This is a genomic window from Paenibacillus sp. P4_E11 (assembly GCF_056401635.1).
Genome location: NZ_JBFUIX010000002.1, coordinates 59,119 through 82,378 on the forward strand (window position 1 = coordinate 59,119; position 23,260 = coordinate 82,378).

Sequence of the window (23,260 nt, forward strand, 5' to 3'; positions counted from 1 at the left end):
ATGATCCGATCATGGTCCCGACTTGCCTGGAAAGCAACATTCTGCCTCGTCCTTGTGTTCTCCTTGACGGTGCTGCCCCCGGCAGCAGGCCGCACGGAGACGGCAATGGCCGCCGAAGCAGATTCATCCATCGTCGCCACATGGATGTGGAACACTTACGCAATCTGGCGGGACAAGGAGAAGACGCTTGAGGATTTGACTCAGCACGGTATCAATCGGGTGTATCTGCAAGCGGACGCGGACATTCCAGTCGACGTCTACCGCACTTTCATACGAGAAGCCGGCGAGCGTGGAATCGAAGTGCAAGCGTTAGGAGGTAAACCTTATTGGGTGCTGCCGGAACGGCAAGGGGAGCTGTACCAATTCATTCATTGGGTGAAGGCGTACAACAATAGCTCCCTCTCCGCTGAACGGTTCAGCGGCATTCACCTGGACGTGGAGCCTTACGTGCTGCCGCAGTGGCAGTCCGAACAGGATACGCTCATCGGGTACTGGATGGACACCGTTAGCGGCTTCGTCGAAGAGGTGAAAAGTGATTCGTTCTTGACCGTCGGCGCCGACTTGCCGGTGTGGCTGCAATGGTTCCTCGTCCCGGACGGGAAGGGCGATACGACGACACTGACTGATTATTTCATCGGCCGACTCGATGAGATCACACTCATGGCCTACATCGACAACGCCCCCGGCATCGTTCAGGCCGTCAGCCATGAGCTCGCGGAAGCGGCGGCATCGGGCAAACCGGTTGTCATCGGAGTGGACACGATGGACAATGGTGAATCGAATTCCAGCTTCTACGGCTTAGGCTGGGGACAGATGAACGAGGCGCTGAACTCGGTCGCCGCCGCACTGTCCAGTCATCCAGCGTATAGTGGCTACGCAATTCACGAGTACGATAGCTGGCGAGTATTAGGGGAGTAAATGGGTTGTAGCCCCTGCTGCTGGTACAAGCGAATCACCCGACCGAGTATATCACTCAGTCGGGTGATTGTCGTCTATCGGGCTTGCTGCCGCGTCCGCTCCTCGATGCTTGCTTTGTTTTGTGCCCCACCATACGGTATCATAGAATCCATAATTCAAATCATGTGCGAGTAACAGGAGACGGATCGGATATATGAAAGTCGATGTAATCGTAATTGGTGGTGGCTCGTCTGGCCTGATGGCCAGCATAGCGGCAAGCGCGAATGGAGCCAAGACGCTGCTCGTTGACAAGGGGGATAAGCTGGGACGCAAGCTTGGGATTTCTGGAGGCGGCCGATGCAACGTCACGAACAACAAGGAATTGGACGAACTGATCCGGCATATTCCGGGCAACGGTCGCTTTTTGCACAGTGCACTCGCCAACTTTAGTAATCGGGACATCGTCGCTTTTTTCGAAGGACTGGGCATTCGGTTGAAAGAGGAAGACAACGGAAGAATGTTCCCTGTTTCGGACCGAGCCAAGACGGTAGTAGATGCACTAGTGAACAAAGTAAGAGAGCAGGGCGTACAGATCCAGGTGAATAGTCCTGTGAAAGAGGTTCTTTACCGTGATGGCCGCACAACTGGTGTACGTCTGCGTTCAGGCGAAGAAATCAGGAGCAACGCGGTTATTATAGCGGTAGGCGGCAAATCCGTTCCCCACACCGGTTCGGAAGGAGACGGCTACGCTTGGGCAGAGAAGGCGGGTCATACGATTAGTGAGCTCTACCCGACGGAAGTACCGCTTACGTCAAGCGAGCCTTTCATTCGCTCCAAGGAGCTGCAAGGGCTGTCACTGCGTCAAATTAGCCTCACCGTCTGGAGTCCTAAGGGAAAAAAGATCATTACCCACGAAGGCGATATGATCTTCACGCATTTCGGTATCTCGGGACCGACTGCTCTTCGCTGCAGCCAGTTCGTCGTAAAGGCCTTGAAGCAGTCTGAAGCTAAGCATATCACGATAACGTTAGACCTCTATCCGACCAAAAGTGTCGACGAGGTGTTTCACGAAACGCTGGAATTATCCAAACAAGAGTCCAAGAAGGCGATCAAGAACGTCTTAAAAAGTTATGTGTCCGAGCGACTGCTCCCCCTCTTCTTCGAGCGGACGGGACTAAGGGAGGAACTCACCTACGATAACATCCCGAAGCAGCAATGGCTGGAGCTGGCCAAGCTTATCAAAGCTTTTCCCATCGCGATCTATGGCACCCTGTCCATACAGGAAGCTTTCGTAACGGGAGGCGGCGTCAATCTCAAGGAAATCGATCCGCGGACGATGGAATCCAAGCTGATGCAAGGCTTGTACTTTTGCGGCGAAATTCTCGACATCCACGGCTATACCGGGGGCTACAACATTACTGCTGCTTTCTCCACCGGATATACTGCAGGCAAGAACGCAGCAGCGCAATTATAAGAGGCTTGGTACCTCCGCGTGGCGTGGGAAGCCATTAGCTATTATCGACCACCTTGCGCTTGCTGCCGTTGTACACGATTGACTTGAACATTCCCCACTTTGTTATACAAAGCATACAGGCTATTCGCCGACAAAAGACCGACCAGGAGAAAAGACAATCCACCGAACGCATAGTTCACTCCAACACTAACGATGGCTGCAACGCTGCCGAATAATAGTTGCTCGCGGTATTTGCCAGGCGAAGTGGGCGGATCCGTCACCATGAAGAACGCGAGGAACAACGCCGAATTAATAAACGGTACACGGAATATTTCCCCAGCCGCGCCCCAATGAAACGCTCCCATCAAAAGAAACAAGCCCAAGTAGACGCCGAGAAAAGCGAACACCTGCGGGAACTTGTTGGCCCGTCTCGTTATCACGGCGCCGCCGACCAGGACGAATACGATGCACCATCCCGGTAATGAAGGCAGCGCCCCCCACCAGTCTTGCCCGCTCGAGTTAATCAGGAGCGCCATGAGAAGACCGAATGCAGCAGGGTTGAAGATCGGTTTTTTGCGAAGTTGAAATATATATTTGGACATTAGTCCGATTCCGGTAGTGGAGACAACAACATACCAGGGTACGGACGGGCTCAGCACCATCGACACCAGAAGCCCCGTCAGAATAGCGCCGTCCGGTAGCTTCCTGCGGCGTTTCTGCCAATAGCCCGCGATTAAGTCGAGACATACAGCGAAGCCTACAGCGATGGCGACATTCAGCAATCCCGCACCACTTCGGGAATAGGCAGCTACAATCGTCAGCAGCGCCAGTAGGATGAATAGCAAATAGCCTTTGGGCGTATCGGCGAATGCCGCTATTTTCCCGCGAGAGGGTCGGGAGCGAAGACGTTCAACTTGTAGATTCATGCCATAACGCCCTCATTTCTCTAGTCATGATGGTGGTAAGCTCCGGTGTGATCATCAGACCTGGCAATTCCAGACTATCCAGAAGGGCGATCCCTTTCTCCGCACCTAGTACGAATGCCGCTGTTGAGAAGGCGTCGGCCATCATCGCATACGGAGCGATAACGGTGCAGCTTAGTGCGCCGTCCGGGGAACGTGAAGTAAGCGGGTTGAGCAGGTGGTGTTCCTTTTGTTCGCGCTCGCTAGTCTGGCTAGTCTGGCTAGTCTGTGACATAGGCCGCTCATAGCTGCCTGAGGTGCAGACTGCGGTATTCGTCAAGCTCATCCATCCTACAGATTGATCCTTATGAAGCGGATGGCGTACCCCGACACGCCATAGTTCGTCCCTTTCATTGTGTCCACTCACATACAAGTCTCCGCCTGCGTTGATCATATAATGGCCGAACGGCTCCAGCTCGCGCTTAGCCAGGTCGATTGCCAAGCCCTTGGCAACTGCACCCAAATCCAATACCACCGGCTTCAGCAGCTCGACCGTCCTCAGTTCATCATCGAGCCGCACATCCCTGTAGCTGGTCGAATGACCAGAGTCCGCCGCGAGCATCTCGATCGTGTTCCCCAGTCCGGATTCGCACGGTATACGTTGACCAGTCGAATAGTTGCGGTTGAATCCGCGTCGCTCCATCGTCTGGCCGACAGTCGGGTCGAACACCCCTTGTGTCAGCTCCGCGACTTCCCAAGCGAAATGGAGTGCTTCGAATAGAAGGGGACTTACAGGCACAGGAGTTCCGATCTGTCTGCACAACTGCCGCAGCTCACTCTGTGGATCGAAGCGGCTGCAGACGGCCTCTACATGGCGGAATGCACCCCAGACGCGTTCCATCCCTTCCTCGACAGTCCGTTCAGAGTATGACGTCACAATCTTGATCGTGACTAGGGTATCCATGCAAATGATGGAGGCGGAATAAATACGATTCTTCTGCATACTAGGACTTCTCTGCCTGCAAGAGCGCTTGATAGACAGCGTTCATGAAGTCTTCCGAGCTGTACGTCGCACCGCTAACCGCGTCAATCTGGTACGTCTGTTTGGCAACGACTTGTGCGGGGAGCGGGTCGATATACTTCTGCGGGTAACGCGTCCTACTGCTCGTAATTTGGACACCGGAGATGGAACCACTCTTGACCGTTACGGCTACATCCACCGTGCCGAACCTGTTGGTCCCAGACCCTTCGAACACGCCGTCCTTGTACGCGGCTTTGCCTGTCGGAGCAGGCGGCTTACCCGTTACAGCACCGGCACCGGCACCAGAATCGCCCGGGTGAGTGCTCGTGCTGTTATTCGGCGCTCTTCCGTCTCGATTGCCTTGAGGAGGCTCCTGCCGTTCATCTGGCCTCATCTTCCCTTCAGGGGATGGATTGCGGTTCTCTCCTCCCTGGCGGTCCGAACGCCGGAATGACTCAGCCTGCACACTCGGTTGAGGTGCAGGCTGAGCTATTGCGACAGTGCCAGGGCTGGGCGATGCATCAGCATTACCCGAATCGGTCACGATATAGCCGGCTGTATAGATGACGCTGACTGCAGCCGAGCACAAGGCAATCCATTTGTTACCCATTCCAGCCATCATGGTTGCAGTCCCTCCTAATGATCATGACGATAACTATCGTTTCCATCATCATATAAGAAGAACATTAAAAAAAAATGAAAAAAACAACTCCTAGCTCATCCTGCAACAAAAAATTTTCCCCCAACACGACACGCTGTCTACTTCACCGGCGCAACAGTCGTACCAGCCTTCGCTTCGGCCGGCAACGGCTTGCCTTCGTTGATCAAGCGAATCCACTCTAGCGGCACTTTGGCTTGCCGATCGTACGTTAGCAGGCCGTTAATCTCCTGCTCCACATCCGTCAGCTGCGTATAGCAGTAGCCCTGGACATGAGAGGATTGCAGCAGCGGACGTGTAACGGCTTCCAGCCGCTCCAGGAAATCGCCGTCATTAGTAGCGGACGAATAACCCCAGCCTTCCCAGTCGCTCTTGCGGAAGGAGATGCCGCCGAACTCTGTCACAAGAATCGGTTCGCCCTGATAGGGGTAGCCGGGAACGTTAATCACCTTGCCTGCTGGTCTAGACTCTACCGAGCTCTCCACTGTGCTATAGCGGTCACGCAATACGTCCTCCCTGCTCTCATAATCATGAATCGAGCAAATGTCCGACTTCACATGCTCCCAACCGTCATTGGAAATGACCGGGCGGGTCGGATCGAGCGACTTGGTCAAGTAGTACATCGATAGCGCATGATTCTGCTCTGTGGTGTTCACCGCTACATTAGGCACACCCCAGCTCTCATTGATCGGCACCCAAACGACTACACACGGATGGTTGTAATCTCGCTCGACAGCTTGCTGCCATTCCTGCTGAACCCGGGCCACATAGGTGTCTGAATACGTGTACGCATTAGCCATCTCTCCCCACACCAGTAGCCCTAGCTTGTCACACCAGTACAAGTATCGCGGGTCTTCGATCTTCTGGTGTTTTCTCGCACCGTTGAAGCCCATCGCCTTCGTAAGCTCAACATCTTGACGAAGATCATCGTCGGTCGGAGCGGTCAGTATCCCAGAGGGGAAATATCCCTGATCCAGCACCAGCTTCATTTGGTAATTCCGATTGTTCAGACATAGCTTGCCTTGCTCCACGGATATTTTACGCATACCGAAGTAACTCGCGACACGATCCGTCTCCAGTCCGTCCACACTGAGCACGAACTCGATGTCGTACAAATTCGGAGTAGTTGGGCTCCACAAACGCCTCCAGCCCTCGTTTGTATGGGCATTAAGCTTGATGGAACGGGACGGTTCGGCATGCACGACCTTCATCGTCTCCTCAGCCACCCGCTCCCCTTTGAACGAAATAATCGTTCTCAGCTCCACATCCGCATCCGCCTTGAAGCCTTTCACGAAGGATTGAATCCGGATTTCATCCGAATCGATGTCGGGGGTCAGCTTGACCTTGTCGAGATGAGTACAAGCAACCGGCTCCAGCCACACGGTCTGCCAGATCCCAGTCGTTCTTGTGTAAAAGATGCTCTCCGAGTGTTCCTTCCAATATTGCTTGCCCCGGGGGAGCGTAAGATCTTGGCTGTAGTCCTGTGCCCGAACGACAACGGTGCCTGAGCCCTCGTGCAGCAAGTCCGTAATGTCTGCGGCGAACGGTGTATGCCCGCCTTCGTGTGTGGCCGCCAATCGTCCGTTCACCCATACCCTAGCGGAATAGTCGACAGCGCCGAAATGCAACATCACTCTCTTGCCAGCGAAAGCTTCTGACAGCGTAACCTGACGTCGATACCAGACGATGTCGTGAAAGGCAGGATCGCCAATGCCGCTCAGTTCGCTCTGGAAGCAGAATGGCACTTGGATGGTACGCGACAGCTCAGCCTCCTCATACCATCGCTCACGTTCTCCGGCATCCTTGTCGTCATAGTCGAACTCCCATTCTCCGTTCAAACAAACCCAGGTGTCCCTCACGAACTGGGGTCTTGGATATTCCGCTCTTGCCATTCATCTCACAGCCTCTCTATAAAAAATTAATTATATTGCAATATTATAATCTATATAGTTATTTGTAAATATTAATATTCACAAAATATAATACTTATCATTCTTTTGCAATATCGCATAGCTGCATGTACACTAATGGAATAAACATGGTTGAATGAAGGAGCGTAATGGCAATGGAAGAAGAAGCTTTGTGCAAGCGGATTCCGACCCCGGATGTGTTGGAGGTGGCCAAAGCGCTAGCCAGCGAGTTGCGTCTGCGCATATTGGAAACGCTGAGCGAGAGGCCGATGAGCGTAACCGAACTGACCCAACAACTTGGCGTCGCACAGCCTACGGTATCGATCAATATTCAAATTCTGGAGTCTGCCGGGCTGATCGAGACGGCCCAACGATTCGGCAGAGGCAAGATTTGTTCCCGTTCTTGCAACTCCCTGCTGCTGGATCTTCCGCGAATCCCGAACGACGTCACCCATACATATACGATTCAAATGCCGGTAGGCCTTTATAGCGATTTCCATGCCAAAGCTCCCTGCGGCCTAGTCGGCAAAGAAGGGATCATCGGCAACGTCGACGATCCCCATGCTTTCTATCGGCCGGAACGGGCGGAAGCCTTTCTCCTCTGGTTGAGCGAGGACGGTTACTTGGAATACAAGTTCCCGAGTACGCCCAGTACGAATAGGCCACTGCGCTCCTTATCCGTGAGTGCGGAGCTATGCTCGGAGGTGCTTGGCTTCAAAGAAGACTGGCCATCCGATATTACATTATCCATTAACGGCTGGGACATCGGTACATGGACTAGCCCCGGCGACTTCGGCGAGAAGAAGGGAGAGCTGACCCCAGGCTGGTGGGTAGGCGGCACCCAGTATGGTCTATTGACCGAGTGGACGGTTGACGACAACGGCAGCTCGATCAATGGAAGACCTTCTTCCTTCGTCACGTTGAAACAGTTGAAGCTCGATGCCGACCAGCCGATCGTAGTCCGCTTCACAGTTAAGGCCGATGCCAGAAATCGCGGCGGCCTTAACATACTCGGCAAGCACTTCGGTAACGTGCCGCAGGATATTAAGCTCGTCCTGTCAAGGTAACAGCAGCAAGCTTCGCGACCAATCTTACATCCGTGATGGCGTTGGCAAGCCGAGAACTTGAAGCGCATCACCAAGCGTTTCCTTGTACTTGGCGGTCAGCCACACCCGGAAGCTTCTGCGTCCTTCTTCCGCCTTCAAGATCGGACAGGCTGCATAGAATGTGTTGAAGGCGGTCGCGAGCTCATGCGCATATGTGCCGATCAGGTTCGGCGCCCGCTCCGCCGCTGCATCCTCCAGCGTCTCCGGCCAATAGGCTATTTGCCGCAGCAAAGCATATTCTACGGGCTCCAGCCCCTGATTCGGAGCGAGGGGATCCGGAAATTCCGGGGTCGAACGAGTCACCGCAGCAGCAATTCCCTTGACCTCCTTCTCCGCTCTGGCGATAATGCTTGCTGCTCGAGCATGGGCATAGAGCAAGTAGACGCCCGTGTTGCCCGTGATCTCCGTCGCTTTGTGCAGATCGAATACCACTTCGGTGTGCAAGTTGTACCGCAACAAGTAATAGCGGATCGCGGCTGCGGCTATAGCGCGGCTCGACAATCCCGTCCTACGGGAGCGCTTCTCCTCGATGACTTGTTCCATGAGGCCGAGCATATCGTCCACCTTGACCCCAATTCCTTGTCTGCCCGACATGGCGTAGGAAGCTTTGCCATCCGACGTGTCTATACCAAGTTCCTCCGCCGTGCCTGGACTGAGCGAAACGACGCCATAGCTGACGTGCTGCAGCCGCTCCGCCTGCCTTGTGAAACCCAGCGCTTCAAGCGCCTGCTTCACCATCGCTTGCGGGTATTGCTGCCGATGGTCGATCACGTTCAGCACGATGTCCGCGCGCCCGAACCGCTTGTTCACTCCCTGCACGGAAGCTGTGGTCCACAGCCCGTCGGTAGCGAAACGGGTATAAGTGAATGACTGGTCCAACAGTCCGAATTTCCATAAGTGGTAGGCGATATCTTTGGCAGTGTATGTCAGGATACCATTCGAACGGACTAGAACCTTGTCGGCCTGATGATCAGTATCCGATGCCGCTTCAGAGGCAGCTGTACCTTCGGTCGAGTGTTTGCCGCTTGAAGCTTCGTTTGAAGCTTGGCTCGTGCCCGTGCTTGATTCGAGCGCTGCACCCTCTGCTCCCCCTCCCTGTCTCAACACCCAGCAACCGGCTAGCTTACCTTCCTCCACTTGGGTAAATGCTGCTGTTTCCTTCAATTTGGCGAACGCCGCTGCCCAGAATCCTTGACGCACCAGATGGCTCTCCCATACAAGCACATCGTAACGAATGCCGAACTGACGCATCTCCGCCGTATGTTCCCGTACAATTTTCTCCGCGACCAACTCCCCCAGCCATGCCGTACTCGAATGTCCCTGTTCCAGTTCGTGCAGAACACGAGTCCGTTCCTCCGTCAGGGCAGGATTGGCGGAGTAAGCTTTATTAATCGTGGCATATGTGTCCCAGCAAAAATCGCCAAACCGCTGATGCTCCTTATGGCTGCCGGTATGCAGCAAACCAACCACCGTATCAGCCAACTGATTGCCCAAGTCGTCGATATAGTTATGGACCTCCACCCGGTAACCAATCCGTTTGTATAGTCTAGCCAACGTGTCACCGATACAGGAGTTGCGTAAATGTCCGATGTGGGCCGCCTTGTTCGGATTGATCGAAGTGTGCTCGATCACGACCTTGAGCGCAGACTTGTCTTCAACGGTAGCCTCGTTACCTTTGCCGCCTTCCTGCTCTGCGTCCTGAATTGCCGACCATTCGGCCCAATTATGCCAGTTCAGGCGCATATTGATGAAGCCAGGAGGCACCGCCTCCACCGTGTCGAGTAAGCCCCCGATGCTGCCACTCGCCTGCAGGCTGTCTCTGATCGCTGCTGCAATCTGCAGCGGCGGCCTCCGCAGCGACTTGGCCAGCAGCATGGCCACATTCGTCGCATAATCGCCGTGCTCATCGTGTGCGGGATGTTCCACCAGCACCTGCAAGCCATGCGGCCACGAATGCCCCGCTTCCTGCAGCAGTTGATTCGCATGCTCGCGCACGGCAGTTGCTATCGTTTCTTTGATCGTATGCATGTCGTCGTACCTCCCTGATTTATCCCACAGAAACAGCAAAAAGCCCTCGTCTCTAATAACAAGAGACGAGAGCTTGAACTCCCGCGGTACCACTCTTCGTGCCAAGCCATTCCTGCGCCTGACCACCTTAACCAGCATAACGGCCTGCAACCGGATTGTCCTATTGAACCGCGACTCGTTCGCCGCGCTCGTTCAGACCATCATCTCCCGGGTCCGCTTCCGCATTGGCTCCATACCGGCTCCCACCTGCCCCGGCTCGCTTGAACGCAACACCAACACGTACTGTCCCAATCACTGATTGAATATTAGCACTATTCTTACAGATCGTCCCCCTCCTGTCAAGTGGCCTTCTTTGGTTAGCGATTTATGCGTGGCTTGTGGAGGTGCGGCTTGTGAGCGCACTTAGTCATTAAACTAAACGGGCAGTTTAACGCAGTACGAGATGAATCACTGACATACGTTGTCAGCATAATGCCTGTATAATTTCCTTATGTAAAGACAAATAAGTCAATACTCAATTCATTGCCCTATGATGGTATTGAATTAATTCAGCAGTTAGGAGGGAAAAGATGAGTAAACGATTAGAAACGAATGTAGAGGGATGCTTCTTTGTGAATTCAGCATGCATTGGTTGTACTATTTGTTGGCAGTTAGCACCAAATGTGTTCGCCGAAGTAAATAGACTGTCGGCAGTCATACACCAGCCGGAGTTATCGGAGGATAAGCGAAAAGCATTTCAGGCTCTGTTGGCTTGCCCTACCGCTGCTATCGGAAGCAGAGAGAAAGATGGAATCGCTCAGGCAATTAATGATTTTCCACTTTTGATTGCAGAAAATGTGTATTATTGCGGCTTTTCTTCGGCTAGGTCATACGGGGGGAGCAGTTATTAAATTGTGCATCCTGATGGAAACTGGCTCATAGATTCGCCACGATTATACGCCAAACGATTTGGGGCTAAACGTGTTGTGCACATCAATGAACGATCAAGAACCGTAGAAGCAGAAACCGCTGAGTATCCTATTGAAGGTAACGAACCCGTTCAATGGCTTCCAGATTTTCGATTTATAATCGTTCCGGGACATACCATCGGTCATATGGTTCTTTTATATAATGAGAAGTATTTGTTCACGGGTGATCCTCTGTACTGGGATAGAAATACCCAATCGCTTGGAGCGAATCAAGAATATTGTTTTTACTCTTGGTCTGAACAAGTAAAATCCATGGAAAACCTTACTAAAGAGGAATTTGAATGGGTGTTACCACGGCATGGAGATCGAGTTCGTCATGAGGCAACTGAGATGAAACAAGCAATGGTACGATTACTCAAACAAATGCAATTAACCCTATAGCATTAACCAAATTTGAACAAACAATTGGAACGAGGCTGCCGGCGTTACGGCAGCCTCATTGCGCTAGACGGGTAGGATAGTTTAATCATTAAGGTGCTCCTGGTACCGAAAGAACGATTGGACAAGGATCTCCAAACTGACAAGGTTGCTGGTCATCTCGTTGCTTACATAGACGGATTGCGTTCGGCCGCTGCGATCAGGCGCTCCGTTCATTCTTCAGCCCAGCGTTCAGAGTGTGCACGAGGAGTAAGATCCTTAATCGTTTTGAAGAAGCTCTGTTTTGCTTGACTTCAGCACTTCCCGGATGTTGGGAACTGAAGTACAAAAAAAAAAGACCCAAATGTGATTTGGGTTGACACAGTGAAGGATGAGTTGTCCTGATTTAAATTATGTAGTCTTAACTGAAAGTGTTTGGGGTTTGTGGTAGAACACTACCCTACCATAAACCCAATATTCTTAAAAATAGTTTTTAGTCTAGCCAATAGCCGGCTATTAGTCCATGCCTAAAATAAACAACTCACGTACACTGAACCATCTTTATAGGGAGGTGTCGTTGATGAGGTGTCTGGATAGAAAAAAACGGTGTAAAAAGGAAACCGTAATTGTGTGCCATCCAAAAGAGAAAAAAAAGAAACGGCGTCTTCGAGTAAAATGCCCGTGTTCCCCGCAGCAAATACTTCAAGGACTTGCGGAGGCATTTGCAGAAGCTGGACCTCAAGGAGTTGCAGGAACACTTGGACCCCAAGGACTAGCAGGACTTGTGGGAGCAATTGGCGCACTTGGACCTGCAGGACTTGCAGGAGCACTTGGACCCCAAGGACTAGCAGGACTTGCAGGAGCACTGGGCGCAGCTGGACTAGCAGGACCAGCAGGACCAGCGGGACCTGTAGGGCCGGCAGGTGGAGTATTAGGCTTTGCAGATTTTTTTGCCTTGATGCCTGGCGATAATGCAGCAACGGTTGGTCCAGGTACTGACGTAAGCTTTCCGCAAAATGGACCTATTAGCGGGACAGCTATCACCCGTAATGGTGCCAGTGCCAGTTCGTTTAACTTGGCTGCAATCGGCACTTATCAGATCTTGTTCGAGGTGAGTGTATCCGAAGCCGGCCAGCTGATGCTAACTCTCAATGGCGCTGATTTAGCCTATACGGTGGTCGGGCGAGCTACAGGTGCATCTCAGATCGTAGGAATGGCTCTTGTGCAAACGTCAGTCATCAATTCAATACTCACTGTACGAAATCCTGCTGGCGAATCAACGGCACTAACCATCACTCCTGTTGCAGGAGGAACAAGACCAGTTTCAGCCCACCTTGTTATAACGCGGATTGCATAGAGGGAAAGAAATACAGTATTATTTGCGCGGTACAATTAGCTGGCATGGGGACAGTGCTCCTATGACACAAATATAGTGCTTTTGTACCGATCATCGCCGATAGGCGAACAGGACTAAACTAAACGGGACACGATAGCTGAATATTCAATTTGAACGAGGTTGCCGACTTTTAACGGCAGCCTCGTTGCGTTAACGGGTGAACGCTAGTGCAATAATGCATATATGTTCATGTCGTTAATGGATACATGTTTATGCCGGCCGACATTCGAGCAAGGCCCACTTTCACTTGACGCACATCCCACTTCGTGTTTATACTGTATATATACGACATATACGGTTGGTGAACAATGAATTTATCTGTTTCGCACACATCGGGAGAACCGATCTATCAGCAGATCAAGGATCAAATTAAGCATCACATCTTAAGCGGTCGTCTGAAGGATGGCGAATTACTACCCTCTATCCGCAACTTGGCCCAGCATCTGCAGATCAGCGTCATCACCACGAAGCGGGCATACGACGAGCTCGAACAGGAGGGCCTCGTCGCTTCGGTTTCTGGTAAGGGTACTTTCGTATCCAGCCGCAACACGGAATCGATCCGCGAAGTTCAATACCGGCAGCTTGAAGACCAGATTAAGGCTGTTGTCACGCAGAGCCGGGCACTAGGGCTCAAGTCGGCCGATGTGATGGATCTGGTCCAGTTATTTTATGGGGAGGAGCATGATTGATGCGCGCTATAGAAATCCAGCAGTTGACCAAACGTAACGGCGAGTTCGAATTCCGTGATCTCAACGTTCATGTTGAGCACGGCTACATAACAGGTCTGATCGGACCGAACGGTTCCGGGAAAACGACGCTGATCCGCTCCATCCTGAACTTGATCCGTCCTGACAGCGGCGACATACGCATATTCGGGCAGTCCTACCGCGAGAAGGAGAAGGAGATCAAACAGCGGATCGGCTTCGTCTATGCCGAGGACTTGTTCTACAATCACTTGTCTGTCCGAGAGATGAAAAACATCATCGCATCCTTCTACCCGACATGGAACGAAGCTCTATTCCAGCGCTACCTGAACGAGTTCCGCTTACCGGAGAGACGGAAGATTGGCGCCCTGTCGCAAGGGATGAAGACGAAGTTCGCCCTGGCCGCCGCTTTATCGCACGAACCAGACCTACTGATCATGGATGAACCTACTGCCGGCCTTGATCCGGTATTTCGCAGGGAGATCTTGTCCATTCTAAGCGAATATATCAGTACCGGCACGAGAACGGTTCTGTTCTCCACCCACATCAGCACTGACTTAGAGCGCATTGCTGACTATATGATCTATATTCGCGACGGTAGACTGCATTTTTGCGGAAGTAAGGAACAATTGCTGGACATGTACGTGCTGCTCCAGGGAGCCAACGATTGGCTGAATCCGCACAAACGTGGCTTGTTCACTGGCATCCAGCATACGCCTCTCGGATTCGAGGGCTTAATGCGCAGAGCGCAGTATGAGCAGAGCGGGCTGGACAGCCGTGTGACCGTTACCAGACCATCCATCGACGATATTATGGTGTATACGCAGGAGGGACAATAAGCATGGTACAGCTTCTGGTGAAGGATTTGCGGATCACGCGGAAATTTATCGCTATCGGATTCGTGTTCGTCGGATTCTTCTTCTTCGCCTTAGGGTCGTTAGAAGGGGTGCCGCTGGCCGTTCCAGCCATCATCTTCGGTCATTTTCTGACTGTGACGGCGAGCAAGATGGATGAGAAGAACAACAACGGGATGCTGCTCGCTTCTTTTCCAGTGAATAGATGGGAGCTTGTGACTTCTAAGTATTTAAGCCTGTTGATGTTTATCGGCGTCGCCTTTGTGCTGACTACGATATGGCACTTCCTGGGCGCTATGCTGCTTCCGGCGAACGAACTTCCTAGGTTCACCGTTCCATCTTGTCTCATTACCCTCACTGGGATTTCCGTCTTCTACTCCATCTACCTCCCGATGTACTTCGGTTTGGGAGCCCGGTTGGCGCAGGTATTGGATCTGATCGTCATGTTCACCCTGGCCGGCTTCGGGCTTGCCTTCGTCCGCATCCTCGATTGGATGAACGCTGACGTGCTGACCAGCCTCCATTCAATAACTTCCGCCAGCTTGAGCACCTTGACCGTTGCCTGTATCGGTTTGTCCTTGCTCTTGTTGGGACTTTCGTGGACAATTGCCGTATACTTATATGAGCGAAAAGATTACTAGTTTACCCCACAAAGTGGAGCGTAGTCTTCGCAGCGTATTCCAATTACTTTGCGGGGGCCCCGAAAACATTTACCCCACAAAGTGGAGCGTAGTCGTTGCAGCGTATTCCAATTACTTTGCGAGGGCCCCGGGGTTTACCCCACAAAGTGGAGTGTATTCATTGCAGCGTATTCCAATTACTTTGCGGGGAGCGTAAAGGTAACGAGAGGATGGTGCACCATGGCAGACTTTATGCGAATAGGCGGGATCGTACAGATTATTGGCGGAATATTGTTAGGCATACTAATGGGGAATATGGATGGCTGGTTAGTAGGGTTCTACTGGTGGATTGCAGGCATGTTCGGCGGCATCGTGTTCATCGCTATTTCTCTCCTGTTCGAGGCAATCGGACGAATCGAGCACAACTTGTATAACTTAACCAACGCCTATTTCACACAAAATCCGGACGCTTCTAAGCCTCCGAAGGCATTGGGCAGTTCACGCAGCAGCTTATCGAAAATGTCCAACTATCAGATGGGCCGAACCGAGGAATAGAAGGAGATAGAACATATGTTAAAACAAGATCTAATTCAACGATTAACAACTTATGTCCAGGTGGACACACAATCTAACGATAGTAACGAGACATGCCCTTCTACCCCCGGACAGCTCACGCTCGCCCGCATACTCGTAGATGAACTGAACGGCATCGGTATGCAGGACGTGACGATGGACGCTAATGGCTACGTCATGGCTACCTTACCGTCCAACACGGACAAGCAGGTGCCGACGATCGGCTTCATGGCTCATGTGGACACGGCTACGGATTTCACCGGCGCCGGGGTCAACCCGCAAGTCGTGGACTGCTACGACGGCCAAGACATCGTCTTGAATGAAGCTCAGCAGATTGTGCTGTCTCCGAAGGACTTTCCCGATCTGAGCCGCTACGCAGGCCATACTTTAATAACAACGGACGGTACAACCTTGCTCGGCGCCGACAACAAAGCAGGTATCGCTGAGATCATGACCGCGATGGCCAGGCTCATCCAGCATCCGGAGATCAAGCACGGCCGCATCCGTGTGGCCTTCACGCCGGATGAAGAGATCGGCCGCGGGCCGCATCGCTTCGATGTCGCGGCGTTCGATGCCTCCTACGCGTACACCGTAGATGGTGGGCCGCTCGGCGAGCTGCAGTACGAGAGCTTCAACGCTGCAAGAGTGCTTATTACTTGCAAGGGCAAGATCGTTCACCCGGGTACAGCCAAAGGGAAAATGATCAACTCGGCGAAGATCGCCATGGAGATTAACCGGAGATTGCCTGTCGCGGAAGCGCCTGAGCATACCGAGGGGTACGAGGGCTTCTATCACTTGATCTCGATGAGCGGCGATGTGGAAGAAACGAAGCTGCACTATTTGATCCGCGATTTCGATAAAGAGAACTTCAACGCGAGGAAGAACACGATTACGAGTATAGTCGAGGAGCTAAGGGCCCAGTACGGCAATGACCGCATCTTGCTGGACATCAAGGACCAATATTACAACATGAGAGAGAAGATCGAGCCGGCTCGTGAGATCGTAGACATTGCTCACCAGGCGATGGAGAACTTGGGCATCCAGCCGATCGTTCAACCGATCCGTGGTGGTACGGATGGATCCCAATTGTCTTACATGGGCTTGCCAACCCCGAACATATTCACGGGCGGCGAGAACTATCACGGCCGTTACGAATTCGTCTCCGTTGACAATATGGAGAAAGCGACGAACACCATCATGGAGATTATTAAGCTCTTCGAACAGCAAGCCGAGGCGTAACCCCTTATATTTGGCGTAGATCAAAAACACCGGTTACTCCTGTGAGTAAGCCGGTGTTTGATTTTGCCCCATCTTTAGCGCAATGTCTGGCTAATGACCGCTCCTACAGCAACTAACGCAAGAACACCAACGACGATCCCAACTACTACTGTCTGTAGGATATGGCTGCCCAGTTGATCCGGCCTCGCTCGGTCTATGCTGTAACCGCGGTATATGATGGTTACGTTCATCGCGACCAGTAAGATACAACCAACCATCGTGTAAAACTTCAGAAAATCCGCTACATCCTCGATTACGATAGGCCTACTAGTGCTCATGACCGATTGGATCATAAATTGAACGGCGAGAAAAGCCTGAAGCACAATTCTCACAGCACGTGACTTCGTATCTTGCTGCTTCCCCAGCTTCTCCCGCTCGTATGCGATGAGTTCATGTATGAAGGTGGGCCCCCACCAGAACCGGAACCGATCCGGCCTCCGTATGGAACCTAGCTCTATGATGATAGAACCCAGCATTAGCACGAATACGACACGGTAGACGTCCGCGATGGAAGGCTGAATCCCAATAATAACCCCGCACAGCACGAAAAAAGTAAGCGCTGTAACGCCGTTCAAAAACAGCAATTGCTTCAAGCGCAGACTCTTCAATCGTTCGGCTTCCATTGTTCCCTCCATATAGTTGAGTTGTTCTGCCCATGGTTCATCCCTATTTGATCATACAGCAAATTATTCCATCGAAACATTTCAAATTTTCACAACGATATATTGCTGGTCATGCATCTGGAATGAATCCTCCCAATTAAACGTGTTTAGTTCGATGAATCTGTCCAGACGATGATTTCTCGCTTTATGCTCGTTCTCGGTCCAACAGGAATATAGCTCAAACTCGTTATTCTGCTCGTCTCCGTAATCACGCATGAGCTGGAATAGCTCGGTTACACATTTTCGGCTAGCTCGGTACTCCTCCGGGAACTTGAGCTTCAACTCCTCTGAGTAAAAGAACTGCCCCCAATTAGGGGCGACTTCATACACATAAGGAAGCTTGAAGTGACGCTTAATAACCTCGTTCCATGGTCCAAGACTGTTGATATAGATGCCTGCCGCGTCTTCCATGGTATCGTACACTTCGATCTCGTCGTCTTGAATATGAGACAAATCCATGATTTGATCAATCGGAGTCATACCTTCCTGTAGTTCGTAGGCCTTGAATCGGAACGCCTTTGGCGGTTTATCACCGCTTACATCGTCCAAAGACTTCTTCCCGCCTCTTGCTCCTAGTGGCAACGGTTTTGCGGAAGCCATATAATGATACAGGCTCATCGGACACACCTCCCCGATTGTTATACGTTTCCACATCTTAGAATGTTTCCGTCCAGGGAATGATTTCACGATCTGATGCATATTCTCTTTTCGATATTCCTCTCCCCCTTCATTAGATCACGCTGGTCACAAAAGCAGGATTTTATGTGCCAGATGGGAATCTCTTATCTGAAAGAAGGTAAAATTAATAAGGACTTCTTTTCGCAATCGAGGTTTGCCTTGGTCAAACATCAACCCAATAACATCGTCAAATGTAAAATCCCTAGCCCACCAAAAGGGGTCAACAAACCAAAAACAGGCAGCATCGGTCTGTATTTTTTTGTTACTTTCAATAAGCTTCTTGCTCTCATCCTTGAAGTTCCCTAATATATTCTGAACAGCAGCAATAAGTGGCGAACCCTTGTCGCCATCCAAGAAAATCCCTCTACCCGCAAAACCATCAATGTAGTAAATATCCTCTTGTCGATTAAAATAAGAGGCATTCGCTAAGATTTCAGCCCATTCCTTGAGGTAGTATTCCAATATCAAATGTTTAAGCCTAGTATGCTTAGTTTTTTCAGCCCAGTGAGTATGTATGTTAGGATCTTTATTTTTCACGCCTGACACCTCGATATAGTCAGATGTAATTCCTTACCATTTTAGCACATCATATTTTTTATGGTTGAACTTGTTCCACTCATAAACGTAATAAAAACACCATTCATAGTTGCGAATGGCGTTTACTCGTTGCAGCTTTCTCTCTGGCTTCATTATTGCGCTATCGTGCCCGTTAACATTCCTGTAGGCGTTAGTAGATTCAAGCAGGCCAAAAGTCTAGGGCAGGACGTTGTATACGGCTGCCTCAGGGTCGAAACATTTAACGATTAAAAAGAGGGCAACCCTCTATGCTTTAGTACGGTGAAGAACTTAAACATTCTTATCTGTTAAAAAAAGGCGTAGCCTCTTTAATAGAGGATTCAGGAATAGCCGCCGTGCTTTTACTCCATTAATTATTACCGTTTAAAAATATCAAACACCAAAGCACTCTCATCGGCAAGCACCGTCGCACGGATGGTCTCCACGATATCCCGGTGCGTGATGATGCTCGTCCTCCCTTCGATCCGGCGGATGAAATCTTGAGTAAGGTTTGTATCCGGATCGAGCAGCAGTTCCGCTTTCGCGAACGGTTTGTCGCGGGTGATTTGGAAATAAAGCTCCCCGACTTCCACGGCGGGGTCGCCGTTTAAGCGTAGCTCAGCGCATCCTTCCGTGCCGGTAATGAAGAGGCGGCAATCTCCCCACGTCCAGCTCGGATCGGGCGTATGCCAATCCGCATACAGTTGAGCCAGCGTCCCGTCGCTCATCATCACTTGTGCGGAAGCCGTATCGAAGAAGGTCGGATGTTCGGGAGCAATATGCTTGGCCATTTGGCTCTGGATCGCGGTAATTTCCTGGCCGGTAAGGAAACGCAGCAGGTCGAAATCGTGAATGAACAAGTCGATCAGCAAGCCGCCATTCTCTTCCTTGGAGAAATGCCAGGCGTGGCGGGAAGCCGGAGAGAGCCGGTGAGGCTTGCGCATCGTAATACTGACGATTCGGCCAAGCTGGCCGGCATCGATCGATTGCTTCAGCGTAAAGATCGAACGGCGAAACCGCTCGGTCAGCAATACGCCTACTTGAATCGTCCCCCGGTCGAATACCGCTTCAAGCCGTTCCAACTGCTTGCGGTTCGTAACGACAGGTTTATCCAGCATGACATGTTTACCGTGACGCTCGCACCACTCCACAACTTCGATCTTCCTGTTATTGACCGCCGACGATCCGATGATGCTTACCCGATCTTCGATGAAGACGTCAGGGTTATCTACGAGGGGAATTCCGTGGCGATCCGATATTTGTTGCGACAAGCCAGGGGAATCAGGCTCGTATATACCTGAACACGTTCCTCCTAAAGCCAGCATTTGATCGATAAAGGAGAGGATATGACCGTGCTGGCAGCCGTATATTCCGAATCGATAAGACATGGATGAGCCCCCTTAGGACGAATAAAAGCTTTTACCCACGAACAGTCAGGCGAGGTTAGTTTCCTGCCTTGAAGAAGTTCCAGCCGCCCATCTTTTCCGGATTGCCCGGATCGCCCGGAAGCAGCTCCTCGTACTGCAGCGCCGCTTTGCGGAATGCCGCGGCATATTGATCGATGATCTCCGGCCGGTAATGTTTGAACCAGGGAAGGGAATACGTTCTCGCTGCAACGCTTTCTGAGACGGGCAAGCTACCTTTTGGCTGCCGCAAGTCACGGGATGCGTTGGCGATGATGGTTGGTTTGCCATGGCCGTATACGTCCGCCTCGTGCTGCAGGGAATGGAGATGTAGAGGCAGGTTGCAGCCGGGGTTGATCCATACGCCCTCCGCGCGGACCGCTTCGCAATACCGGGTCAACGACAGCCCGCCAAGCTCCTCCGGCACGTAATGTCCGTGCGTGGCATACCAGCCGCCCATCGTACTGCCCGTACCGGGCACCGGGCGATGCGGTTTAAGTCCCGGCACGCCTTCAAGCTGCTCCCAGAAGTAATTCATCGCTTTGTCGATTTCGTTAATCCGCTCGTCATAATATTTTAACTGCACGCGTCCGACAGCGGAGCTGATTTGATGCATGCGGAATTTATAGCCGCCGAGCGGCAGTCCCGCATAAGGCTGCAAATAAGGCGTGCGAACATCCGAATTGTACCGCTCGTAATGCCCGAATGCGACGGCCCTCTCGTAAATTTCCCGGTCGTTCGTAACGAAAATGCCGCCCTCGCCGATCGCAAACGATTTGCTTGCCATAAGCGACATCGCGCCAACGTCGCCGATCGTGCCGACCCGGCATCCCTTATAGTAGCCCCCTTGGGCATGGGAGACATCCTCAATTACTTTCAGATTATGTTTTCTTGCTATCGCCATGATCGGGTCCATGTCCGCCGGATGTCCAAGGTAATGTACGACCACGATCGCCTTCGTTTTGCCGGTAATGCGATGTTCGATATCTCCGGGGTCCAGACAAAGCGACACCGGATCGATTTCCGCAAATACGACGGAAGCTCCGAGACAGTAGGCGGGCAGGGCGGAGGCCCAATACGTAATGCTCGGGCAGATGACCTCGTCGCCTATGCCGATTCCGCAGCCGTAAAAAGCGCCGAGCAGCGAGTTCGTTCCGTTATTGAAAGCAAGCGCGAAGTCCATGTTCAGCCACTCCGCGAATTCTTTCTCGAATTTCTGAGTGATGTCAATGCCGGACATCGAGCCGTCACGCAAGACCTGCAAAGCGGCCGCTTCGTCTTCCTCGGTAATAATCGGCCATTTGAACATGTCACCGACCGGCAGATGGAGAGCTTTCGGTCCTCCGAATAGGGCAAGCTTTTCGTTACTGCTCATTTTCTTCCACTCCTTGTCCAATTTCTTTTCTGTAGTAGTGCGTTAGCTTTCGACTTCTGATGCCTGTTTCTGAAATTGTCTATATCCGTATAAGGGCGGCCAGCTTTTCGCGGATCGCAGGCTCAGCCGCTTCCGTAAAGGGAGAGCAGAGACTGAAGTACTTGCAGGAGCCGACCGGCTCGTATCCGCCTTCACCGAGCTGCCTGGCGGTAGACACGTAACCGATCATTCCGTTGCAATAAGCGACCGGCAGTACGCCTCGGCCGGATATCTCTTTGACAAACAGCCCGTATTCCACCACCATCTCCGCGTTCATGGCGAGAAGCGACAACCCTTCGGATAGATCCATTCGCACCATATCGAGCTCCACGGCCGGCCGAACCAGTTCCGGATGGTCCAGCAGCAGCTTCGCCCATTCGTGTACTCTGGCATCAGCCGACTGGCTATATTCAGCAAGCTCCTCCAAGGACGGGACGGAAGCGAACGACAACGGAAGTTTGATGTACGCCCCTCCCGGCGAGCAGGGCTGCAGCGTCTGCATCGGGCGGACAAGCACTTCCCGGATCGATTCGTAGAAACGCGCTCCAAGCCGCCGCACATCTTCGTCGTTTCCGTTGTAAAACTTGCCGTCACGGAGCAACGAAGGACGCACATCGCCGCAGCATCCTTGCAAGAACAAAGCGACACAGCGGTTATCCGCTTCTTGTTCCAATCGTTCCATCGCTATACCGCAAAATTCCGAGGATACAAAATTGTCGCTGGTCGTTGTAGGATGGCACGTATAATGGACGATCAACGCTTTCACTTCTCCGGTTCGGTTGACGAAACGGATTACCGTTACCTCAGGATCGGCCGGTCCTTGCTCGTTCGGCGATCCGACGATTTTGCCGTCCGCCAGTTTTCTGCGGTTAATGCCGATATCGCATGTACCGGACCCCCGCTGGATTACGACCGGCTCGAGATTAGCCTCGGCATGCTCGACGCCGGCGAGCAGCTTTCGCTCGACCTCCTGCAAATACGTTTCGTCCGCCGCTCCGAGAGACGGCATAAGCAGGGACGTTTGTGGGCCGGAATGGCTGTGGGAGGCACTCAAGACGATGTCTTCCGCGCCCATGCCCCAGCGCAACGCAAGCTCCCGACGCAGCTTCTCTGTAAGCTCCGTTCCCCACCAGATGAGGTCGGCGGCGACGAGAAGGCGGTTGCGCGCCTTTCCCTTTTCTTCGTCCCACTGTCGGAACAGCAAAACTTTTGCGTAGATGGTGTGATGCACGCCTTCAAAGACGCCTTGGCGACTGCTGTACCCGGCCAGCGGCACGGGAGGGTCGGGAGTAATGTCGATCTTGTTTGCGCCCAGCAAAAATTCCATTTTCGTTTCCAGCTCCATCGTCTTGAAGTTTACATAACATAGATGCGGAGCCGCCGTCGGACTCGCACGAGCAGCCGGGGACAGCTCCGGCTAGCATTTCCATCCTTCCGCGAGAGAAGAGGCTCCTGTACCGGATTATCTGCTCTTGTACTCGGCAATTTTTTTCTTCGCTTCTTCTTCCGCATTGCGCAAAGCCGTATTCAAGTCGACCTTGCCACATTGATATTGAGTGCCGTGGCACGTCTCTGCCCATCGTATCTCCTGTAGAAACCCCGGTAATTAACGCCGCAGCACCTGCCAAGCTCATCGTCGCAAGCAGTTTTCTGCGGGACAACGTTTTGCTCGGTCCCGTTGTTTCCTTCAAACAGCATCCCCCTGTTTTGATATTGCTTGACTCCCCTTATCTGTAAAGCAACTTCATGATAAACTGAAAATAGTTGCAAAGTGTGCCATTCTATCGTTTCGTTGTGCCATATTTTCTGTCAGGCGGTGGGTT

At 52.1% G+C, this 23,260-nt stretch carries 22 protein-coding genes and 1 other annotated feature; of the genes, 11 read left to right on the plus strand and 11 right to left on the minus strand.

The window, feature by feature from the left end; genetic code table 11:
- The gene (locus tag AC1DWB_RS01230; protein ID WP_477539201.1) at positions 1 to 918 is read left to right on the plus strand and encodes a hypothetical protein; all 918 of its coding nucleotides are present in this window, start codon (positions 1 to 3) and stop codon (positions 916 to 918) included.
- Between the two features lie 193 nt (positions 919 to 1,111).
- On the plus strand, positions 1,112 to 2,371 hold the full coding sequence (locus AC1DWB_RS01235) for a BaiN/RdsA family NAD(P)/FAD-dependent oxidoreductase (RefSeq protein ID WP_477539202.1): 1,260 nt from the start codon (positions 1,112 to 1,114) through the stop codon (positions 2,369 to 2,371).
- A gap of 41 nt (positions 2,372 to 2,412) precedes the next feature.
- On the opposite strand, the gene AC1DWB_RS01240 is transcribed toward AC1DWB_RS01235, so the two are convergent.
- From AC1DWB_RS01240 to AC1DWB_RS01255, 4 genes are all read right to left on the minus strand, one after another.
- Positions 2,413 to 3,276, minus strand: coding sequence for an RnfABCDGE type electron transport complex subunit D (locus tag AC1DWB_RS01240; RefSeq protein WP_477539203.1), 864 nt, complete (start codon positions 3,274 to 3,276; stop codon positions 2,413 to 2,415).
- The gene (locus AC1DWB_RS01245; RefSeq protein WP_477539204.1) at positions 3,260 to 4,255 is read right to left on the minus strand and encodes an FAD:protein FMN transferase; all 996 of its coding nucleotides are present in this window, start codon (positions 4,253 to 4,255) and stop codon (positions 3,260 to 3,262) included. Before AC1DWB_RS01245 ends, AC1DWB_RS01240 begins: the two co-directional genes overlap by 17 nt.
- Before the next feature lies 1 nt (position 4,256).
- The gene (locus tag AC1DWB_RS01250) at positions 4,257 to 4,895 is read right to left on the minus strand and encodes an FMN-binding protein (protein ID WP_477539205.1); all 639 of its coding nucleotides are present in this window, start codon (positions 4,893 to 4,895) and stop codon (positions 4,257 to 4,259) included.
- A 137-nt stretch (positions 4,896 to 5,032) separates the two neighbouring features.
- Positions 5,033 to 6,823, minus strand: a complete 1,791-nt coding sequence (locus AC1DWB_RS01255; RefSeq protein WP_477539206.1) for a glycoside hydrolase family 2 protein — start codon at positions 6,821 to 6,823, stop codon at positions 5,033 to 5,035.
- A gap of 173 nt (positions 6,824 to 6,996) precedes the next feature.
- Between AC1DWB_RS01255 and AC1DWB_RS01260 the strand changes: the two genes are divergently transcribed.
- Positions 6,997 to 7,908, plus strand: coding sequence for an ArsR/SmtB family transcription factor (locus tag AC1DWB_RS01260; protein WP_477539207.1), 912 nt, complete (start codon positions 6,997 to 6,999; stop codon positions 7,906 to 7,908).
- Between the two features lie 24 nt (positions 7,909 to 7,932).
- Here AC1DWB_RS01260 and AC1DWB_RS01265 read toward each other — a convergent pair whose 3' ends face one another.
- Positions 7,933 to 9,975, minus strand: a complete 2,043-nt coding sequence (locus AC1DWB_RS01265) for an arginine--tRNA ligase (RefSeq protein WP_477539208.1) — start codon at positions 9,973 to 9,975, stop codon at positions 7,933 to 7,935.
- Between the two features lie 58 nt (positions 9,976 to 10,033).
- Positions 10,034 to 10,279 (minus strand) — a binding site (T-box leader).
- 265 nt (positions 10,280 to 10,544) lie between these two features.
- On the opposite strand from AC1DWB_RS01265, the gene AC1DWB_RS01270 reads away from it, so the two are divergent.
- The 8 genes from AC1DWB_RS01270 to pepT all read left to right on the plus strand — a co-directional run bounded on the left by AC1DWB_RS01270 (position 10,545) and on the right by pepT (position 16,686).
- On the plus strand, positions 10,545 to 10,865 hold the full coding sequence (locus AC1DWB_RS01270; protein ID WP_477539209.1) for a ferredoxin: 321 nt from the start codon (positions 10,545 to 10,547) through the stop codon (positions 10,863 to 10,865).
- Between the two features lie 3 nt (positions 10,866 to 10,868).
- Complete coding sequence (locus tag AC1DWB_RS01275) at positions 10,869 to 11,324, plus strand: MBL fold metallo-hydrolase (RefSeq protein WP_477539210.1); 456 nt, start codon at positions 10,869 to 10,871, stop codon at positions 11,322 to 11,324.
- Between the two features lie 760 nt (positions 11,325 to 12,084).
- On the plus strand, positions 12,085 to 12,657 hold the full coding sequence (locus AC1DWB_RS01280; RefSeq protein WP_477539211.1) for a collagen-like protein: 573 nt from the start codon (positions 12,085 to 12,087) through the stop codon (positions 12,655 to 12,657).
- A gap of 347 nt (positions 12,658 to 13,004) precedes the next feature.
- On the plus strand, positions 13,005 to 13,385 hold the full coding sequence (locus tag AC1DWB_RS01285; protein ID WP_477539212.1) for a GntR family transcriptional regulator: 381 nt from the start codon (positions 13,005 to 13,007) through the stop codon (positions 13,383 to 13,385).
- Positions 13,385 to 14,239 carry an ABC transporter ATP-binding protein gene (locus AC1DWB_RS01290; protein WP_477539213.1) on the plus strand — a complete coding sequence of 285 codons (855 nt, stop codon included), beginning with the start codon at positions 13,385 to 13,387 and terminating at the stop codon, positions 14,237 to 14,239. Before AC1DWB_RS01285 ends, AC1DWB_RS01290 begins: the two co-directional genes overlap by 1 nt.
- Positions 14,240 to 14,241: 2 nt before the next feature.
- Positions 14,242 to 14,895, plus strand: coding sequence for an ABC-2 transporter permease (locus AC1DWB_RS01295; RefSeq protein ID WP_477539214.1), 654 nt, complete (start codon positions 14,242 to 14,244; stop codon positions 14,893 to 14,895).
- A 219-nt stretch (positions 14,896 to 15,114) separates the two neighbouring features.
- Positions 15,115 to 15,429, plus strand: a complete 315-nt coding sequence (locus AC1DWB_RS01300; protein ID WP_477539215.1) for a hypothetical protein — start codon at positions 15,115 to 15,117, stop codon at positions 15,427 to 15,429.
- A 15-nt stretch (positions 15,430 to 15,444) separates the two neighbouring features.
- Positions 15,445 to 16,686, plus strand: a complete 1,242-nt coding sequence (gene pepT / locus AC1DWB_RS01305; RefSeq protein ID WP_477539216.1) for a peptidase T — start codon at positions 15,445 to 15,447, stop codon at positions 16,684 to 16,686.
- A 74-nt stretch (positions 16,687 to 16,760) separates the two neighbouring features.
- Here the strand turns inward: pepT and AC1DWB_RS01310 are convergent, their stop codons facing one another.
- The 6 genes from AC1DWB_RS01310 to AC1DWB_RS01335 form a co-directional block, all read right to left on the minus strand.
- Positions 16,761 to 17,348: a hypothetical protein gene (locus AC1DWB_RS01310; RefSeq protein WP_477539217.1), complete on the minus strand. Its 588-nt coding sequence runs from the start codon at positions 17,346 to 17,348 to the stop codon at positions 16,761 to 16,763.
- Between the two features lie 81 nt (positions 17,349 to 17,429).
- The gene (locus AC1DWB_RS01315) at positions 17,430 to 18,005 is read right to left on the minus strand and encodes a hypothetical protein (protein ID WP_477539218.1); all 576 of its coding nucleotides are present in this window, start codon (positions 18,003 to 18,005) and stop codon (positions 17,430 to 17,432) included.
- Between the two features lie 126 nt (positions 18,006 to 18,131).
- On the minus strand, positions 18,132 to 18,602 hold the full coding sequence (locus AC1DWB_RS01320; RefSeq protein WP_477539219.1) for a hypothetical protein: 471 nt from the start codon (positions 18,600 to 18,602) through the stop codon (positions 18,132 to 18,134).
- A gap of 395 nt (positions 18,603 to 18,997) precedes the next feature.
- Positions 18,998 to 20,008, minus strand: coding sequence for a Gfo/Idh/MocA family protein (locus tag AC1DWB_RS01325; protein WP_477539220.1), 1,011 nt, complete (start codon positions 20,006 to 20,008; stop codon positions 18,998 to 19,000).
- Between the two features lie 55 nt (positions 20,009 to 20,063).
- Positions 20,064 to 21,398 carry a DegT/DnrJ/EryC1/StrS family aminotransferase gene (locus AC1DWB_RS01330; RefSeq protein WP_477539221.1) on the minus strand — a complete coding sequence of 445 codons (1,335 nt, stop codon included), beginning with the start codon at positions 21,396 to 21,398 and terminating at the stop codon, positions 20,064 to 20,066.
- A gap of 79 nt (positions 21,399 to 21,477) precedes the next feature.
- Complete coding sequence (locus AC1DWB_RS01335; RefSeq protein ID WP_477539222.1) at positions 21,478 to 22,764, minus strand: neutral/alkaline non-lysosomal ceramidase N-terminal domain-containing protein; 1,287 nt, start codon at positions 22,762 to 22,764, stop codon at positions 21,478 to 21,480.
- Positions 22,765 to 23,260: the final 496 nt, after the last annotated feature.

Coding starts and splice junctions, on each gene's coding strand:
- AC1DWB_RS01230 (WP_477539201.1), top strand. CDS start 1: ATGATCCGATCATGGTCCCGACTTGCCTGGAAAGCAACATTCTGCCTC.
- AC1DWB_RS01235 (WP_477539202.1), top strand. CDS start 1,112: ATGAAAGTCGATGTAATCGTAATTGGTGGTGGCTCGTCTGGCCTGATG.
- AC1DWB_RS01240 (WP_477539203.1), bottom strand. CDS start 3,276: ATGAATCTACAAGTTGAACGTCTTCGCTCCCGACCCTCTCGCGGGAAA.
- AC1DWB_RS01245 (WP_477539204.1), bottom strand. CDS start 4,255: ATGCAGAAGAATCGTATTTATTCCGCCTCCATCATTTGCATGGATACC.
- AC1DWB_RS01250 (WP_477539205.1), bottom strand. CDS start 4,895: ATGATGGCTGGAATGGGTAACAAATGGATTGCCTTGTGCTCGGCTGCA.
- AC1DWB_RS01255 (WP_477539206.1), bottom strand. CDS start 6,823: ATGGCAAGAGCGGAATATCCAAGACCCCAGTTCGTGAGGGACACCTGG.
- AC1DWB_RS01260 (WP_477539207.1), top strand. CDS start 6,997: ATGGAAGAAGAAGCTTTGTGCAAGCGGATTCCGACCCCGGATGTGTTG.
- AC1DWB_RS01265 (WP_477539208.1), bottom strand. CDS start 9,975: ATGCATACGATCAAAGAAACGATAGCAACTGCCGTGCGCGAGCATGCG.
- AC1DWB_RS01270 (WP_477539209.1), top strand. CDS start 10,545: ATGAGTAAACGATTAGAAACGAATGTAGAGGGATGCTTCTTTGTGAAT.
- AC1DWB_RS01285 (WP_477539212.1), top strand. CDS start 13,005: ATGAATTTATCTGTTTCGCACACATCGGGAGAACCGATCTATCAGCAG.
- AC1DWB_RS01290 (WP_477539213.1), top strand. CDS start 13,385: ATGCGCGCTATAGAAATCCAGCAGTTGACCAAACGTAACGGCGAGTTC.
- AC1DWB_RS01295 (WP_477539214.1), top strand. CDS start 14,242: ATGGTACAGCTTCTGGTGAAGGATTTGCGGATCACGCGGAAATTTATC.
- AC1DWB_RS01300 (WP_477539215.1), top strand. CDS start 15,115: ATGGCAGACTTTATGCGAATAGGCGGGATCGTACAGATTATTGGCGGA.
- pepT (WP_477539216.1), top strand. CDS start 15,445: ATGTTAAAACAAGATCTAATTCAACGATTAACAACTTATGTCCAGGTG.
- AC1DWB_RS01310 (WP_477539217.1), bottom strand. CDS start 17,348: ATGGAAGCCGAACGATTGAAGAGTCTGCGCTTGAAGCAATTGCTGTTT.
- AC1DWB_RS01315 (WP_477539218.1), bottom strand. CDS start 18,005: ATGAGCCTGTATCATTATATGGCTTCCGCAAAACCGTTGCCACTAGGA.
- AC1DWB_RS01325 (WP_477539220.1), bottom strand. CDS start 20,008: ATGTCTTATCGATTCGGAATATACGGCTGCCAGCACGGTCATATCCTC.
- AC1DWB_RS01330 (WP_477539221.1), bottom strand. CDS start 21,398: ATGAGCAGTAACGAAAAGCTTGCCCTATTCGGAGGACCGAAAGCTCTC.
- AC1DWB_RS01335 (WP_477539222.1), bottom strand. CDS start 22,764: ATGGAATTTTTGCTGGGCGCAAACAAGATCGACATTACTCCCGACCCT.